This is a genomic window from Denitromonas iodatirespirans, from assembly GCF_018524365.1.
GTDB classification, from domain to species: domain Bacteria; phylum Pseudomonadota; class Gammaproteobacteria; order Burkholderiales; family Rhodocyclaceae; genus Nitrogeniibacter; species Nitrogeniibacter iodatirespirans.
Genome location: NZ_JAEKFT010000013.1, coordinates 25593 through 41144 on the forward strand (window position 1 = coordinate 25593; position 15552 = coordinate 41144).

Here is a 15552-nt window from a genome sequence, read left to right on the forward strand (position 1 = left end):
GCCTACATCAGCCCGGCGGTGCGCAGCAACAGCACGCCGAGGCTGGTGGTGAGGATCGAGCCGAGCGTGGTCACCGCGATGATGTTGGCGGCCAGCGCGGCATTGCCGCCCATGGCGCGCACCATCACATAGCTGGCCGCCGCAGTGGGCGCACCCGACATCAGCAACAGCACGCCGAGGTCGACCCCGCGAAACCCCAGCGCCAGCCCGGCCGCGACGAACAGCAGCGGCACCGCCACCAGCTTGATGCCGCCGGCCAGCAGGGTGTTGCGGATGTCCCGCCGCAGCTGGCCGAAATCCAGCGCCGCCCCGGTGCACAACAAGGCCAGCGGCAGCGTCAGATTGGCGAAATACTGCCCCGACTGGCGCACCAGCGCCGGCAGCTCGATGCCCGCCCACGACACCGGCAGCGCCAGCACGATGCCGATGATCAGCGGATTGCGGGCAATCCCTTTGAGCATCCGGCCGAAGCTCTGGTGGGTGCCCAGCGACCGGCTGAGCGTGATCACCGCCAGCACGTTGAACAAGATGGTGACGATGCCCAGATACAGCGACGCGGCCACCAGCCCGGCCTCGCCATAGGCATTGACGCAATACGCCAGGCCGATGATGCCCATGTTGGAGCGGAAGCAGCCCTGCACGAACACCCCGCGGTCGCTCGGCGTCGCCACCCAGCGGCGCGCCACCCATTCGAGCGCGATGAAGAGCAGCAGCGTGCCGACCAGACCGAACAGGATCAGGTCGACATTGGCCGCCGCCTCGAAGCGCGTCTTGCTGATGCTGATGAACAGCAGCGCCGGCAAGGCCACGTTGAACACCAGCCGCGCGCCGGTATCGACGAAATTGTCGTTGAGCAGACCGATGCGCATCAGCCCGACGCCAAGCAGCAGCACCACGAAGATCGGGCCGGTCACGGAGAAGGAAAACGCCAGCGCGTTCAGCAATTCGGTCATGGGTTCTCGTCACAGGATCGGGGGCCGGGCCCCGATGCGGGCCGGCTCAGCGGGGCGCAGCCCCGTCGGCCCTCAGCGTATCGCGAATCAGCGCGTCGGCCGACGCCTGCAGGGCAATCGCCAGCTCCGTCCAGCGCCGATCGCCCGTCTGCAAGCCCATGGCCTGCGCCTGCAGCACTTCGCGCTGTAAGCGGGCATAGCGTGCAAAGGCCGGCGCCTGCAGGGCACTGGCCGGGGCCGCGTCAAAGGCGTCGGCCAGCGCCGCCCAGCCGGGCATCAATTCGGTTTCGATCACCCGCAGCGCATCGCCCACCGGCATCTGCCCGGACCGCAAGGCGTCGAGCACCAGATGGTAGCGGGTCACCAGCCGCTGCTCCGTCTCCAGCAGATGGCGCAGCGGCGCCTCGATCGACACGGTGGCGGCGGGCCGCGGCTGGGGCGGCGGGGGCACCGCCAGCCACAGGCCGGCGGCCGCCAGTCCCACCAGGGCCGCCGCCAGCGTTCGCCGTGCCCCGGCGCCCGGCCCGGGCACCGGGGCCAGCGCCGCGCCGAGCACGATGCCGGTCAGCAGTCCGCCGAGATGGGCCGCATTGTCGATGCCCGGCAGCAACACCCCGGCCGCCAGCGAATAGGCGATGAAGATCAGCAGGCCGCGGCGCAGGCGCCGGGCGATCGCCACCGGCACCGCATGCCGACACACCAGCACATAGCCGAGCAAGGCGCCGAAAACGCCGAACACCGCGCCCGAGGCGCCGATGCTCAAGCCGCTCGGCCGCCACCACACGCTGGCCACGCTGGCCACCACGCCGCAGGCCAGATACAGCATCAGGAAAGGGCGCGAGCCGAACACCCGCTCGGCCAGCTGGCCGCCCTGGTAGAGCGCCAGCATGTTGAGCGCCACATGCAGCAAGCCGCCATGCAGGAACAGGCCGGTAACCAGCCGCCAGGGCTGCCCACCGTGAGTCTGCACCGCGTAGTTGCCGCCCCAGTCGGCCAGCAGCGCGCCGGGCACATGCCACAGCGCCCCGGCGGCAACGGCCAGCGCGGCGAAGATCAGCAGGTTGGCGCCGATCAGGCCGACGCTCGCCCAGATCACCGGCACCCGCGCGAACAGCGCGTCGATGAACTCCTCCGGGGTGGGCATGCGGGGCGCAGGCACGGCGGAGCCTCCCCTCAGCCGCACAGTGCGGGGCTGTTCGCAATCGGTCGATCGGGACACCGGATCAGGCACCGCCCTCGTGACCGTGCGTTTCGGCAAAGCGACGCGCCAGCTCCAGGCGCAGGGTCTTGCGCGCCTCGGCCGCCTCGAAGCGCCGCTTTTCCTTGGGGCTGAAGGGGCGCAGCGGCGGCACCGGCACCGGCTTGCCGTCGTCGCCGACCGCCACCATGGTGAAGAAGCAGCTGTTGGCGTGACGCACTTCCTGGGTGCGGATGTTCTCGGCCAGCACCTTGATGCCGACCTCCATCGACGACTTGCCGGTGTAGTTCACGCTGGCCAGGAAGGTGACCAGCTCGCCGACGATGATCGGTTCGCGGAACATCACCTGGTCGACCGACAGCGTCACCACGTAGCGCGCCGCGTAGCGGCTGGCACAGGCGTAGGCGACCTGGTCGAGCAGGCGCAGCACGGCGCCGCCGTGCACCTTGCCGGAGAAGTTGGCCATCTCGGGCGTCATCAGCACCGTCATGGTCAGTTGATGGGCGGGGAGGTCCATGGAGAGCGTCCTTGTGATTGAGGGTAAGCCTCAGCGTCGGGCAGCCTCGGCCCGCGCGCGGGCCAGCGCCGCCTCGCGCCGCGCATCGGCCGCCTGGATGGCGGCACGCTGGTCGTCGCTCAGCGTGCGACCAGTCTGATGCTCCAGGCTTTCAATGACCCTACGGCCGGTGTCGGTGATGCGCGGCCCGTTGGGCATGCCGCGCCGCACCTGGCTGCCGGAGACGCCGGCGACGGCCGACACCTCGTCGACAAAGGCGCGCTCGATGCGTGCCCGCTCGGCCTTGAGATGGGCCGCGCCGGCCGGGCTGGGCAGCGGGTCGGCGGCCTGCCCCGCCGCCGCCACGCACAGCAGCGCAGCGGCCAACCCGGCGCGCCAAGCGCCCATCAAAACGGTTCCAGCACGGTGGAACCGGTGGTCTTGCGCGCTTCGAGATCGCGATGCGCCTGGGCCGCCTCGGCGAGCGGGTAGCGCTGTCGCACTTCGATCTTGACCTTGCCGCTGCCGACCACCTCGAACAAGTCCTGCGCCATCGCCACCAGATCTTCCCGCTCGGCGGTGTAGCCGAAGAGCGTCGGCCGGGTCAGGAACAGCGAGCCCATCTTGGCCAGCAGGCCCGGATCGAAGGGCGCGACCGGCCCCGAGGCGTTGCCGTAGGTGACCATCAGCCCGCGCGGGCGCAGGCAGCTGAGCGAGTCCATGAAGGTGTCCTTGCCGATGGAGTCGTACACCACCGGCACGCCCTTGCCGCCAGTGATCTCGCGCACCCGGTCGGCAAACTTCTCGCGGTTGTAGAGAATGGCGTGGTCGCAGCCGTGTGCTCGGGCCAGTTCGGCCTTTTCTTCCGAGCCGACAGTGCCGATCACGGTGGCGCCCAGCGCCTTGGCCCATTGGCAGACGATCAGGCCGACCCCGCCGGCCGCGGCGTGGATCAGGACGGTGTCGCCGGCCTGCACCCGGTAGGTGCGGCGCAGCAGGTATTGCGCGGTCATGCCTTGCAGCATCATCGCCGCGCCCTGCTCGTAGGAAATGCCCTCGGGCAGTTTCACCAGCCGGTCGGCCGGCATGTTGCGATGCTGCGCATAGGCGCCGAGCGGGCCGCCGGCATAGGCGACGCGGTCGCCGACGCGCAGCTCGGTGACGCCCTCGCCGACGGCCGTCACCTCTCCCGCCGCCTCCAGGCCGATGCCCGAGGGCAGCGGCACCGGATACAGGCCACTGCGGTGATAGGTGTCGATGTAGTTGAGGCCGACCGAATGGTGGCGCAGGGTTACTTCGCCGGACGCCGGCGCGGGCACCTCGACGGTCTCCCAGCGCAGGACCTCGGGGCCGCCGGTTTCGTGGAAACGAATGGCTTGGTTCATGGGCGCTCTCCTGGATTCAGCGAACGATGGAAACACCGATCCGCAATTGTGGGTGGCCGGCGCGGCGATAGTCCAGCAGTGTTTCCCCTTCGCCGTCGAAGTATTGCAGATGGAAGAAGGCGCCGACCGATGAAAAGATGGACTGACGCAGCGGATAGGACACATCGACTTGCGAGGTGCCGACACCGCCCTTGCCCCGACGCAGCATCACTTTGGCCAGCCAGCCGTCGTCACGGCCGAAGCGCAGCCCGAGCTCGCCATAGCCACGGTAGCGCTGGATGTCCGGGTTGTCGGATTTTTCGAGATAGCCCCACAGCTTCGGCGTCAGGCCGAAATGGCTTTCGCCTTCGCCCAGGCGGTATTGCCAGTCGGCCTGCACGAAGGCGGTGTTGATGCTGCGCGACTTCTCGCCGTCGCGGCCGTTCGACTCGTGCTCGACGCCGGAGCGCACCCAGAGCCGGTGCCGGCTGTCGGCGGCGACCGGCACATCCCATTCGTAGAACAGCGCCGGCCGGTAGCTGGTGTCGCGGAAAGGCGCCGAATCGGAGCCCAGATCCCATAGCGAGGTCTGGGTGTAGCCGAAATGCAAGCCGCCAAAGAAGGGCAGCAGCCCGACCAAGGCCCCTTCGTCGTCGAACAAGCGGTATTTGAAACTGAGCTGGAAGCGCGCCGAGGCGCCCCCGTTGGCACCGACGACGAAATACATCGGGTCATAGAAGGACAGCGCCGGCGTCGGCGGTATCACCTCGGCGGCCACCGTCGGTGCTTGTGCGGGGGTCGCGGCGGGCCGGGCCTCGACCGGCAACGCACGCTGACGCGCTTGCGGATCTTCACCAATCTCCCAGCCTTTGCGCTCGGCCAGCACCATCAGGCGCGCACGGCTGTCATCGGCGAGGGTCACGACGGCCAGGCCGAGCGCCTCCGCCGGCCAGGCAAAGGCGTAGCGCCGGGTCGCCCCGGCGGCGACGTCGAGTGCATGCAGCCGGACGGCGACATGGCGGTCACCGAGCGCCAGGTGCGCCTCGATCTCGTCGGGCAGCACGGCCGCCGCGGCCGTATCGACCACCGTCACGGCAAAGGCCTGCCCCGCCTGGGCATGCACACGCTCCGCCGACAGCAGGCGCTCGGCCTGCACCGGCGCGGCAAGGCTCAGCCACACGGCTGCACACCAGGAGGGGATAGGTCGGAATTTCATGATTCGGATTCGTGTCGTCATTCAGGCCCATCATTCTAGCCGCCCCCGGTTTTCGCGGTCGTGAGGGCTCACCAAAACGAACGGGACGCCCGCAGGCGCCCCGTTCGTGGCCGATCACACCGGCGCAGCTCAGCGCACGCGGTGCTCCTCGGCATCCACCACGGCCAGGGCCGTGATGTTGACCAGGCGGCGCACGGTCGCCGACGAGGTGAGGATGTGCACCGACTTGCCGGTGCCCAGCAGGATCGGCCCTACGGTGACGCCGTCGCTGTTGGCGACCTTGCACAGGTTGAAGCTGATGTTGGCCGCATCGATGTTCGGCATCACCAGCAGGTTGGCCTCACCGACCAGCGAGGACTCGGGATTGGCGACATCCCGGATCTCCTGGCTGAGCGCCGCGTCGGCATGCATTTCGCCGTCGCATTCGATATCCGGCCGGTGGGCCACCAGCAGATCGCGCGCCATGCGCATCTTCTTCGCCGAGGTGGAGCGCGAACTGCCGAAGTTCGAGTGCGACAGCAGCGCGAGCTTGGGCTTGATGCCGAAGCGCTTCATCTCGTCGGCCGCCATGGCCGCGATGTCGGCGATCTCTTCGGCCGTCGGGTTCTCGTTCACATAGGTGTCGGTGATCGCCAGCACGCGCTTGGGCAGCAGGAGGATGCTCATGGTGGCGAAGCGCTTGGCATCGGGCGCCAGACCGATCACGTCTTCGACTTGCCGCAGGTGATAGTCGTAGGTGCCGTAGGTGCCGCACACCAGCGCATCGGCATCGCCGCGGCGCAGCAGCATGCAGCCGATCAGGGTAGTGTCGCGGCGCATCTTGGCGCGGGCGATTTCCTGGGTGACGCCATCGCGTGCCATCAGCTGGTGGTATTCCTGCCACAGCTCGCGGTAGCGCGGATCGTCTTCGGTGTTGACGATCTCGAAGTCGCGCGTTTCGACCAGATCGAGGCCGGCACGGGCGATGCGTCGGGCGATCACCGACGGGCGACCGATCAGGATCGGACGGGCCAGGCCCTCTTCGACCACCGCACGCACCGCATGCAGCACCCGCATGTCTTCGCCTTCGGCGTAGAGCACGCGCTTATGCTGCGGGGCGATCTTCTTGGCCTGCGAAAACACCGGCTTCATGATGATGCCGGAGGTATACACGAAGGCCGACAGGCTCTCGACATAGGCCGCGAAGTCGTCGATCGGGCGCGTCGCCACGCCGGACTCCATGGCCGCACGCGCCACGGCCGGCGCGATCTTGACGATCAGGCGCGGGTCGAAGGGCTTGGGAATGATGTATTCGGGGCCGAAGCTCAGGTCGGCGCCGGCATAGGCGGCCGCCACAGCATGGCTCTGCTCGGCCTCGGCCAGCTCGGCGATGGCCTTGACGCAGGCCAGCTTCATCTCCTCGGTGATGGTGGTGGCGCCCACGTCGAGCGCGCCGCGGAAGATGAAGGGGAAGCACAGGACGTTGTTGACCTGGTTGGGGTAGTCCGAGCGGCCGGTGGCGATGATCGCGTCGGGGCGCACCGCCTTGGCCTCTTCGGGCATGATCTCCGGGGTCGGGTTCGACAGCGCGAAGATCAGCGGCTTGTCGGCCATGCGCGCGACCATCTCGGGCTTGAGCACGCCGGCGGTCGACAGGCCGAGGAAGATGTCCGCGCCCTCGATGACCTCACCCAGCGTGGCCGCCTCGGTCTGCTGCGCGTAGCGGGCCTTGTTGGCTTCCATGTTCTCGTCGCGGCCGACACGGATCACGCCGCGCGAGTCGCACACATACACGTTTTCGCGCTTGAGGCCGAGGCTGACCATCAGGTCGAGGCAGGCGATGGCCGCCGCGCCGGCGCCCGAGCACACCAGCTTGACCTGGCCGATGTCCTTGCCCACCACTTTCAGGCCGTTGATCAGGCCGGCGGCGGAGATGATGGCGGTGCCGTGCTGGTCGTCATGGAAGACCGGAATCTTCATGCGCTTGCGCAGCTCTTGCTCGATGTAGAAGCACTCGGGCGCCTTGATGTCTTCGAGGTTGATGCCGCCCAGGGTCGGTTCGAGCGCGGCGACGGCCTCGATCAGCTTGTCCGGGTCGTTCTGGTCGAGCTCGATGTCGAATACATCGATGTTGGCGAATTTCTTGAACAGGCAGCCCTTGCCTTCCATCACCGGCTTGGAGGCCAGCGGGCCGATGTTGCCCAGGCCCAGCACGGCGGTGCCGTTGGTGATCACCCCGACCAGATTGCCGCGCGAGGTCAGCTCGCTGGCTTCGGCCGGGTTGGCGACGATCGCCTCGCAGGCCGCGGCCACGCCGGGCGAATAGGCCAGCGCCAGATCGCGCTGGTTGGTCAGCCCCTTGGTGGGCACCACCGAAATTTTTCCGTGAGTCGGCGCGCGGTGATAGTCCAGCGCGGCCGCGATGAAATCCTGATCCATTGTCTCTCCCTCAGTCGATATGCAACGATCAACTCCGGCAGCCTACGTGCCGGAGTACCGCCCGCCAATTGCGAACTTCCACAGTGTGATTTGACTTCTTTGCGCAGCACCTCGGGGTGCCGGCCGTGGAGCGATGCGACGCTGGCCGGGGAGAGGCTGGCGGCGCATTCCGGGCGGATCGGGGCATTATCCGCAGAAACCGGCCCGGACGGAAGCGGATGGCGCGGCCAACGGTCACCGCAATGCAGCATTAACTGGCAAAATGCGCCCAACGTTCATTTATCCGGACCCCGGGGGAGATCGGCCAACATGCGACGCGTTGTCTTCAACCAGAAAGGTGGGGTCGGCAAGTCCACCATCACCTGCAACCTGGCCGCCATCAGTGCCCACAACGGCCTGCGCACGCTGGTGGTCGATCTCGATCCGCAGGGCAACTCGACCCGCTACCTGCTGGGCGAGGCCACCGACACGCTGGAGAGCTCGCTGGCCGACTTCTTCGACCAGACGCTCAACTTCAAGCTCAACCCCAAACCGCTCGACGATTTCGTCACCGTCAGCCCCTTCGAGCGCCTTCACGTGATGCCTTCGCATCCGGACCTCGAAGAGCTGCAGGGCAAGCTCGAATCGCGCTACAAGATCTTCAAGCTGCGCGAGGCGCTCGACGAGCTGGCCGACGACTACGACGTGATCTACATCGACACCCCGCCGGCGCTCAACTTCTTCACCCGCTCGGCGATGATCGCCGCCGATGCCTGCCTGATCCCCTTCGATTGCGACGACTTCTCGCGCCGCGCGCTGTACTCGCTGCTGGCCAACGTGGACGAGATCCGCGCCGACCACAACCGCGATCTGGTCATCGAAGGCATCGTGGTCAATCAGTTCCAACCGCGCGCCAGCCTGCCGCGCAAGGTGGTGCAGGAGCTGATCGACGAGGGCCTGCCGATCGTCGCCCCCTACCTGTCGGCCTCGGTCAAGATCAAGGAATCGCACGAGCAGGCGCGGCCGATGATCCATCTCGACCCCAAGCACAAGCTGTCGCAGGAGTTCATCACCCTGCACGACACCCTGGCGCGTAAATACGGCACCTGACGGGAGCCGCGCGGGACGGCGGGCGGCGTCACCCTCACCGCCCGGGCCGGTGCGCGGCCAGCCCGCCGTCATGGCAAAAGGCTGAAGATTGTCCGACCATGGCCGCTAACTGTGGTTGGCACATATCTTCCACGGAGCCGCCCATGGCCACCTCGATCAACGCCACCGCGCTCGATCTGTTGATCGTCGAACCCTCGTCGATGCAGCGCAAAGTCATCGCCCAGCTGTGCGAATCGCTGGGCATCGTGTCGATGGACTACGCCGACACCGGCGCGCAGGCGCTGGCTGCACTCTCGCAGCGGACCCCGGACATCGTCATCAGCGCCCTGTATCTGCCCGACATGCTGGGCACCGACCTGGTGCTGCGCATGCGCAGCGTCCCCGCCCAGGAAGACGTGCCCTTCATCCTGGTCTCCAGCGAGACCCGTCCGCAGGCGCTCGACCCGGTCCGCCAGTCGGGCGTGTGCGCCATCGTGCCCAAGCCCTTCACGGCCGAGCAACTGGCCCAGGCGATCAACGCCACGCTCGACATGCGCGCCATCGAGCCCATGACGGACATCGATCTCGACCTCGAAGAACTCAAGGTCTTGCTGGTGGACGACAGCCCGCATGCGCGCCGCTGCATCCGCGGCGTGCTCGAACAGCTCGGCCTGCGCCATTTCATCGAAGCCGGCGACGGCACCGAGGCCGTCGGCATCCTCGGCGACACGATGGTCGATCTGGTGGTCACCGACTACAACATGCCGGAAATGGACGGCCGGGCGCTGGTCGAGCATATCCGCCAGCACAGCTGGCAGACCTCGGTGCCGGTCTTGATGGTGACCAGCGAGCAGGATGCCAGCCGCCTGGCGGCCATCGAGAAGGCCGGGGTGTCGGGCATCTGCGACAAGCCTTTCGACGCCGGCTCGGTGCGCCGGCTGCTGCACCGGGCGCTGGCCGGCAGCTAGCGCGGGCTCACACCGGATCGAGCTTGGCCACCGACAGCAGCAGCCACTTCACGCCTTGCGCGCCGAAGTTGATATGCACCCGCGCATCCGAACCGCTGCCCTCGGCGGCCACGATGACGCCGACACCGAAGCGCGCATGGCGCACGTTCTGGCCGATGCGCAAGCCGCCCAGATCGCGCCCCGGCGCCCGCGCAGCCACCGCAGGCCGCCGCGGGGCGGCCGGTGACGGCGTGAAGTAGGCCGGGCGCGCCTGCATCTGCCCGCCGCTGGTGCGCGGCGTCAGCCACTTGGTGAGCGCCTCGGGAATCTCCTCCAGGAAGCGCGAGCGCATGTTGTAGCGCGTCTGGCCGTGCAGCATGCGGCTTTGCGCCAGCGACACATACAGGCGCTGGCGCGCACGCGTCACCGCCACGTACATCAGCCGCCGCTCCTCCTCCAGCCCGTCGGTTTCCATCAGGCTGTTCTCGTGCGGAAACAGGCCCTCTTCCAGGCCACACAGAAACACGGCGTCGAACTCCAGGCCCTTGGCTGCGTGCACCGTCATCAGCTGCACCGCGTCGTCCGTCGCATCGGCCTGATGGTCGCCGGCTTCGAGCGAGGCGTGCGCCAGGAAGTCGGCCAGCAGCGGGTGCGCCACATCCGGCTCGGGCGCTTCGCTCTCGGCCACGAAGTTGGTGGCCGCGCTGATGATCTCGTCCAGGTTCTCGAGCCGCTCGCGGCCGTCCTTTTCTTTCTGGCTCTCGTAGTGCGCCCGCAGGCCGGACTGGTCGAGCACATGATCGACCGCCTCGGGCAGCGGCAAGCTCGCCGTGGCGTTGCGCAGCGTTTCGATCAGCTGGACGAAGGCGCCGATCGACGCGCGCGGCTTGCCCGACAGGTGCGACACCGTGGCATACAGGCTGCTGTTGTAAGTACGCGCCGCGTCCTGCAAGGCCTCGAGCGAACGAGCGCCGATGCCGCGCGTCGGGAAATTGACCACGCGCGCAAAGGCCGTGTCGTCGTCCGGGTTGGCGATCAGGCGCAGATAGGCCAGCGCATGCTTGACCTCCTGGCGCTCGAAAAAGCGCAGGCCGCCATACACCCGGTAGGACACGCCAGCCGAAAACAGCTGGTGCTCGAGCCCCCGCGACAAGGCGTTGGCGCGGTAGAGGATGGCGATGTCCGAACGCAGCATGCCGTCGCGCACCAGCGCCTGCACCTCGTCCACCAGCCAGCGCGCCTCGTCGCCATCGGTAAAGGCTTCGTAGACGCGGATCGGCTCGCCCTCGCCGCGGTCGGTCCACAGCTCCTTGCCCAGGCGCTGGGTGTTGTTGGCGATGATGGCGTTGGCCGCATCGAGAATGTTGCCGCAGGAGCGGTAGTTCTGCTCCAGGCGGATCACGTTGGGCACCTTGAACTCGCGCTCGAAGGCCAGCATGTTGCCCACTTCCGCACCGCGGAAACGGTAGATCGACTGATCGTCGTCGCCGACGCAGAACAGGCAGGCCGGCGCCTCGCCCTCCTCGCCGCCGGCCAGGAGCTTAAGCCACTGATATTGCAGCTTGTTCGTATCCTGAAACTCGTCCGTCAGGATATGCCTGAAGCGGCGCTGGTAGTGGTGCCGGAGGGGCTCGTTGCGGCTCAGCAACTCATAGGTGCGCAGCAGCAATTCAGGGAAATCCACAACTGCTTCGCGCTGGCACTGAGCCTCATACTCCGCATAAAGCGCGACCCGGCGGCGGGTGAAATCGTCGAAGGCGTCGACCGCGGCGGCGCGCACGCCCTGCTCTTTCTGGCCGTTGATGAAGTGTTGCAATTCGCGCGGCGGGAATTTCTCGTCGTCGACGTTCAGCGTCTTGAGCAGCCGCTTGATGGCAGCCAGCTGGTCGGCCGAATCGAGGATCTGGAACAGCTGCGGCAGCCCGGCCTCTCGGTGATGTGCCCGCAGCAAGCGGTTGCACAGGCCGTGAAAGGTGCCGATCCACATCGCTTTCGGGTTGACCGGCAGCATCGCCGCCAGACGCGCCTGCATTTCCTTGGCCGCCTTGTTGGTGAAGGTCACGGCGAGCACCCCCTGCGGGGTGACCTGACCGGTCTGGATCAGCCAGGCAATGCGGGTGGTCAGCACCCGGGTCTTTCCCGACCCGGCCCCGGCCAGGATCAGGGCGTGCTGGGCGGGCAGGGTGACGGCGCGGGCCTGTTCTTCGTTGAGTGTGGCGATCAGATCGGTCATGCGGACTCCGGTATGACCGGGCATTTTACCCCACCCCTCCGGTCGCCGCCGGTCGGGTCGAATGGCGCGGCAAAACCCTGAACTTGCCAAAGCCCGAGTATTTGACTAAGGTTTGATTGTGCATTGCAACACAAATTGATCTTATTCAATTCCAAAGCACCACAGGATTTGCTAGGATTCAAACACCTGTTTGTTTTGCTCTGCACCACTCGCAGAGAAGGCTATCCAAAAGGCAGCCTATCGCTTAGGGCGCGCAACAGACGCGCCAGGAGTCCACTATGAACGCACCGAAATTGCTTCCCTGGTATGCCCGCCGTGCCGGCGTACCCATCGAACGTGCCGAAGCGCTGTGGCGCAAGGCCGTCCGCCAAGCCACGGCCGACACCGGCTGGGTCGGCAACTCCGAATACTTCGGCGCCGCCATGGACGCCTTCGTCGCCCTGCTCGAAGCCGAGGAAGCCAGCCTCTGCACCCCGAGCATGAGCACCCTCTTCCGCAGCCAGGCCCGCGTCATGCGCCTGCCGCTGACGATGATGGAAGATTTCTCCTCCGCCGCAGCCGCCCATTGGCAGCGCTGTATCGGCGTGCCGCGTCGCGCGGCCTGAGCCACCGTCTCCCTCCCTCTCCTCGATGGAGTTCGGCACCGGGCCTTCCAGGCCGGGTGCCGTTTTTTCGCGCGAGGGCGCCGCAAGGGGCTGTGGCCATTGATCCGACGGTCGCGCTCGTGCCTATTGGCCGCCAGGGCAAGGCGCGCCGACGCTGTCTGGGTGGCCCCCAGACAAGGAGGCGCAACGCAGCCATGGCGGCCAATAGGCACGAGCCCGGAGGGTTGTGTCCATGAAGACACGGCACGGTGTTGCACTCGTTGCCAAGGGGTCCCGCCCTTGGCCGCCTCGCGCGCCTTGTTCCGTGTCTTCATGGACACAACGCGATCCGTCGGATCAATGGCCACAGCCCCTACCCGCCCGGGCTTCACGGTATACTCCCCCGCTTTGAATCCCGCTGACCGACCGCCCCCCATGCAGGACAAGTACACGCCCGCCGCCATCGAATCCGCCGCCCAGCACTACTGGGCCGACGCCCGCAGCTTCGAGGTCTCCGACGACCCGAGCCGCCCCAAGTACTACTGCCTGTCGATGTTCCCCTACCCGTCGGGCAAGCTGCACATGGGCCATGTGCGCAACTACAGCCTCGGCGACATGCTCTCGCGCTACCACACCATGCGCGGCTACAACGTGCTCCAGCCCATGGGCTGGGACGCCTTCGGCCTGCCGGCCGAGAACGCGGCGATCAAGAACAGCGTGCCACCGGCGCAGTGGACCTACGACAACATCGCCTACATGAAGCAGCAGCTCAAGTCGCTGGGCTTCGCCATCGACTGGCGCCGCGAGCTGGCCACCTGCCAGCCCGATTACTACAAATGGAACCAGTGGCTGTTCCTGCGCATGCTCGAAAAGGGCATCGCCGAGCGCAAAACGCAGGTGGTGAACTGGGACCCGGTCGACCAGACCGTGCTGGCCAACGAGCAGGTCATCGACGGCCGTGGCTGGCGCACCGGCGCGCTGGTCGAGAAGCGCGAGATCCCCGGCTACTACCTGAAGATCACCGACTACGCCGAAGAGCTGCTCTCCGACCTTGACACGCTCGACGGCTGGCCCGAGCGCGTGCGTGTGATGCAGAAAAACTGGATCGGCCGCTCCGAAGGCGTGGAAGTCCACTTCCCCTACGATCTGAGCACCATCGGCAAGGCCGGCGTGCTCAAGGTGTTCACCACCCGCGCCGACACGCTGATGGGCGCCACTTATGTGGCGGTGGCCGCCGAGCATCCGCTGGCGCTGCAGGCGGCCGAGGGCAACCCGGCACTGATCGACTTCATCGCCGAATGCCAGCACGGCAGCCAGGCCGAAGCCGACATGGCGACCATGGAAAAGAAGGGCATGGACACCGGCCTGCGCGTGGTGCACCCGATCTCCGGCGAATATCTGCCGGTGTGGGTCGCCAACTACGTGCTGATGGGCTACGGCGAAGGGGCCGTGATGGCCGTGCCGGCCCATGACGAGCGCGATTTCGCCTTCGCCACCAAGTACGGCCTGCCGATCACCATGGTGGTCGCCTCCACCCACGACAGCTACCGCGAGGTGGTCGCCCCCTGGACCGACGCCTACACCGAGCACGGCAAGCTGGTCAATTCCGGCAAATACAATGGCTTGCGCTCGATCGAGGCGATCGAGGCCATCGCCGCCGATCTCGACGCCAAGCAACTGGGCGCCAAGCGCGTGCAGTTCCGCCTGCGCGACTGGGGCGTCTCGCGCCAGCGCTACTGGGGCTGCCCGATCCCGATCATCCACTGCGACAGTTGCGGCGCCGTACCGGTGCCCGACGACCAGTTGCCGGTGGTGCTGCCCGAAGACTGCGTGCCCGACGGCTCGGGCAATCCGCTGGCCAAGCGCGACGACTTCCTCGCCTGCACCTGCCCGTCCTGCGGCAAGCCGGCGCAGCGTGAAACCGACACCATGGACACCTTCGTCGATTCGTCCTGGTACTACGCGCGCTTTGCCTCGGCCCAAAGCAGCGACAGCATGGTCGACGGCGAAACCAACTACTGGATGCCGGTCGACCAGTACATCGGCGGCATCGAACACGCCATCCTGCACCTGCTCTATTCGCGCTTCTGGACCAAGGTGATGCGCGACCTCGGCCTGGTGAATTACCGCGAGCCCTTCACCAACCTGCTCACCCAGGGCATGGTGCTCAACAACGCCTTCTTCCACAAACCCGAAGGCGGCGGCAAGAACTACTACTGGGAAAAAGACATCGCGCTGGCGCGCGACGCCAAGGGCCAGATCACCGGCGCCACGCTGAAGGCCGACGGCACGGCGCTCGAGCACGAGCTCACCACCATGTCGAAGTCGAAGAACAACGGCGTCGATCCGCAATCGCTGATCGAGCAATACGGCGCCGACACCGCCCGCTTCTTCATGATGTTCGCCGCCCCGCCCGAGCAGACGCTGGAATGGTCCGACTCCGGTGTCGAAGGCGCCTTCCGCTTCCTCAAGCGCGTCTGGCAGTTCGGTCACCGCTTCGCCACCGAGATGCGCCCTGCACTGCCGGCCGACCGGCAACTCGGCAAGGCCAAGCTGCCCGAGGCCCTGGCCGCCGTCCGCCGCGAGATCCATCTGTGCCTCAAGCAGGCCAATTACGACTTCGGCAAGCACCAGTTCAACACCGTGGCCTCGGCCACCATGAAGATCCTCAACGCCCTCGAAAAGGCACCGGCCGATGAAGCCGCCGCCCACGCCGAAGTGGCCGAGGAAGGCCTGTCGATCCTGCTGCGCGTGCTCAACCCGATCACCCCGCACATCGCCCACGCCCTGTGGCGCGACTGCGGCTTCGGCGACGACATCCTCACCGCCGCCTGGCCGGAGGTCGATGAAGCCGCGCTGGTGCAGGACGAGATCGAACTGGTGCTGCAGATCAACGGCAAACTGCGCGGCAGCATCAAGGTCGCCGCCGACGCCGCCCGCGACGCCATCGAGCAAGCCGCCCTGGCCGATGCCACCGCCGTCAAGGCAATGGACGGCAAGCCGGCACGCAAGATCGTGGTGGTGCCCGGTCGCCTGGTCAATATCGTCTGCTGATGCCCCAAAACTCGCCCATCC

Annotated in this window: 12 protein-coding genes; 4 read left to right on the forward strand and 8 right to left on the reverse strand. The window is 67.0% G+C overall.

The window, feature by feature from the left end; genetic code table 11:
• Nucleotides 1-2 precede the first annotated feature (2 nt).
• The 7 genes from I8J34_RS12660 to I8J34_RS12690 all read right to left on the reverse strand — a co-directional run bounded on the left by I8J34_RS12660 (nucleotide 3) and on the right by I8J34_RS12690 (nucleotide 7645).
• A complete protein-coding gene (locus I8J34_RS12660; RefSeq protein ID WP_214361780.1) occupies nucleotides 3-953 on the reverse strand; it encodes an AEC family transporter in 951 nt (316 codons plus the stop codon).
• Between the two features lie 46 nt (nucleotides 954-999).
• Nucleotides 1000-2112, reverse strand: a complete 1113-nt coding sequence (locus I8J34_RS12665; protein WP_214361781.1) for a rhomboid family intramembrane serine protease — start codon at nucleotides 2110-2112, stop codon at nucleotides 1000-1002.
• Between the two features lie 64 nt (nucleotides 2113-2176).
• Nucleotides 2177-2668: an acyl-CoA thioesterase gene (locus tag I8J34_RS12670; RefSeq protein WP_214361782.1), complete on the reverse strand. Its 492-nt coding sequence runs from the start codon at nucleotides 2666-2668 to the stop codon at nucleotides 2177-2179.
• 30 nt (nucleotides 2669-2698) lie between these two features.
• Nucleotides 2699-3055, reverse strand: coding sequence for a hypothetical protein (locus tag I8J34_RS12675; RefSeq protein ID WP_214361783.1), 357 nt, complete (start codon nucleotides 3053-3055; stop codon nucleotides 2699-2701).
• Nucleotides 3055-4032, reverse strand: coding sequence for a quinone oxidoreductase family protein (locus I8J34_RS12680; protein ID WP_214361784.1), 978 nt, complete (start codon nucleotides 4030-4032; stop codon nucleotides 3055-3057). The genes I8J34_RS12675 and I8J34_RS12680 overlap by 1 nt, the downstream gene beginning before the upstream one ends.
• 16 nt (nucleotides 4033-4048) lie before the next feature.
• A complete protein-coding gene (locus I8J34_RS12685; protein ID WP_214361786.1) occupies nucleotides 4049-5227 on the reverse strand; it encodes a phospholipase A in 1179 nt (392 codons plus the stop codon).
• A 129-nt stretch (nucleotides 5228-5356) separates the two neighbouring features.
• Entirely contained in the window at nucleotides 5357-7645 is a 2289-nt protein-coding gene (locus I8J34_RS12690) for an NADP-dependent malic enzyme (protein WP_214361788.1), read from the reverse strand.
• Nucleotides 7646-7954: 309 nt separating this feature from the next.
• Here I8J34_RS12690 and I8J34_RS12695 point away from each other — a divergent pair, with 309 nt between their 5' ends.
• Together I8J34_RS12695 and I8J34_RS12700 are read left to right on the forward strand one after the other, a co-directional pair.
• On the forward strand, nucleotides 7955-8734 hold the full coding sequence (locus I8J34_RS12695; protein WP_214361789.1) for a ParA family protein: 780 nt from the start codon (nucleotides 7955-7957) through the stop codon (nucleotides 8732-8734).
• Nucleotides 8735-8877: 143 nt separating this feature from the next.
• Nucleotides 8878-9681 (forward strand): response regulator, encoded by an 804-nt coding sequence (locus I8J34_RS12700; RefSeq protein WP_214361791.1) that lies wholly within the window; start codon nucleotides 8878-8880, stop codon nucleotides 9679-9681.
• 7 nt (nucleotides 9682-9688) lie between these two features.
• Here I8J34_RS12700 and I8J34_RS12705 read toward each other — a convergent pair whose 3' ends face one another.
• Entirely contained in the window at nucleotides 9689-11893 is a 2205-nt protein-coding gene (locus I8J34_RS12705) for a UvrD-helicase domain-containing protein (protein ID WP_214361793.1), read from the reverse strand.
• 278 nt (nucleotides 11894-12171) lie between these two features.
• Between I8J34_RS12705 and I8J34_RS12710 the strand changes: the two genes are divergently transcribed.
• A complete protein-coding gene (locus I8J34_RS12710; protein WP_214361794.1) occupies nucleotides 12172-12498 on the forward strand; it encodes a hypothetical protein in 327 nt (108 codons plus the stop codon).
• Nucleotides 12499-12912: 414 nt separating this feature from the next.
• Complete coding sequence (leuS, locus tag I8J34_RS12715; RefSeq protein WP_214361796.1) at nucleotides 12913-15531, forward strand: leucine--tRNA ligase; 2619 nt, start codon at nucleotides 12913-12915, stop codon at nucleotides 15529-15531.
• The last annotated feature ends 21 nt before the right edge of the window (nucleotides 15532-15552 follow it).

Bases quoted from the DNA above. Each gene is read 5' to 3' on its own strand.
- I8J34_RS12695 (WP_214361789.1), top strand. From the start codon at position 7,955: ATGCGACGCGTTGTCTTCAACCAGAAAGGTGGGGTCGGCAAGTCCACC.
- I8J34_RS12710 (WP_214361794.1), top strand. From the start codon at position 12,172: ATGAACGCACCGAAATTGCTTCCCTGGTATGCCCGCCGTGCCGGCGTA.
- I8J34_RS12705 (WP_214361793.1), bottom strand. From the start codon at position 11,893: ATGACCGATCTGATCGCCACACTCAACGAAGAACAGGCCCGCGCCGTC.
- I8J34_RS12685 (WP_214361786.1), bottom strand. From the start codon at position 5,227: ATGAAATTCCGACCTATCCCCTCCTGGTGTGCAGCCGTGTGGCTGAGC.
- leuS (WP_214361796.1), top strand. From the start codon at position 12,913: ATGCAGGACAAGTACACGCCCGCCGCCATCGAATCCGCCGCCCAGCAC.
- I8J34_RS12680 (WP_214361784.1), bottom strand. From the start codon at position 4,032: ATGAACCAAGCCATTCGTTTCCACGAAACCGGCGGCCCCGAGGTCCTG.
- I8J34_RS12700 (WP_214361791.1), top strand. From the start codon at position 8,878: ATGGCCACCTCGATCAACGCCACCGCGCTCGATCTGTTGATCGTCGAA.
- I8J34_RS12660 (WP_214361780.1), bottom strand. From the start codon at position 953: ATGACCGAATTGCTGAACGCGCTGGCGTTTTCCTTCTCCGTGACCGGC.
- I8J34_RS12675 (WP_214361783.1), bottom strand. From the start codon at position 3,055: ATGGGCGCTTGGCGCGCCGGGTTGGCCGCTGCGCTGCTGTGCGTGGCG.
- I8J34_RS12690 (WP_214361788.1), bottom strand. From the start codon at position 7,645: ATGGATCAGGATTTCATCGCGGCCGCGCTGGACTATCACCGCGCGCCG.
- I8J34_RS12670 (WP_214361782.1), bottom strand. From the start codon at position 2,668: ATGGACCTCCCCGCCCATCAACTGACCATGACGGTGCTGATGACGCCC.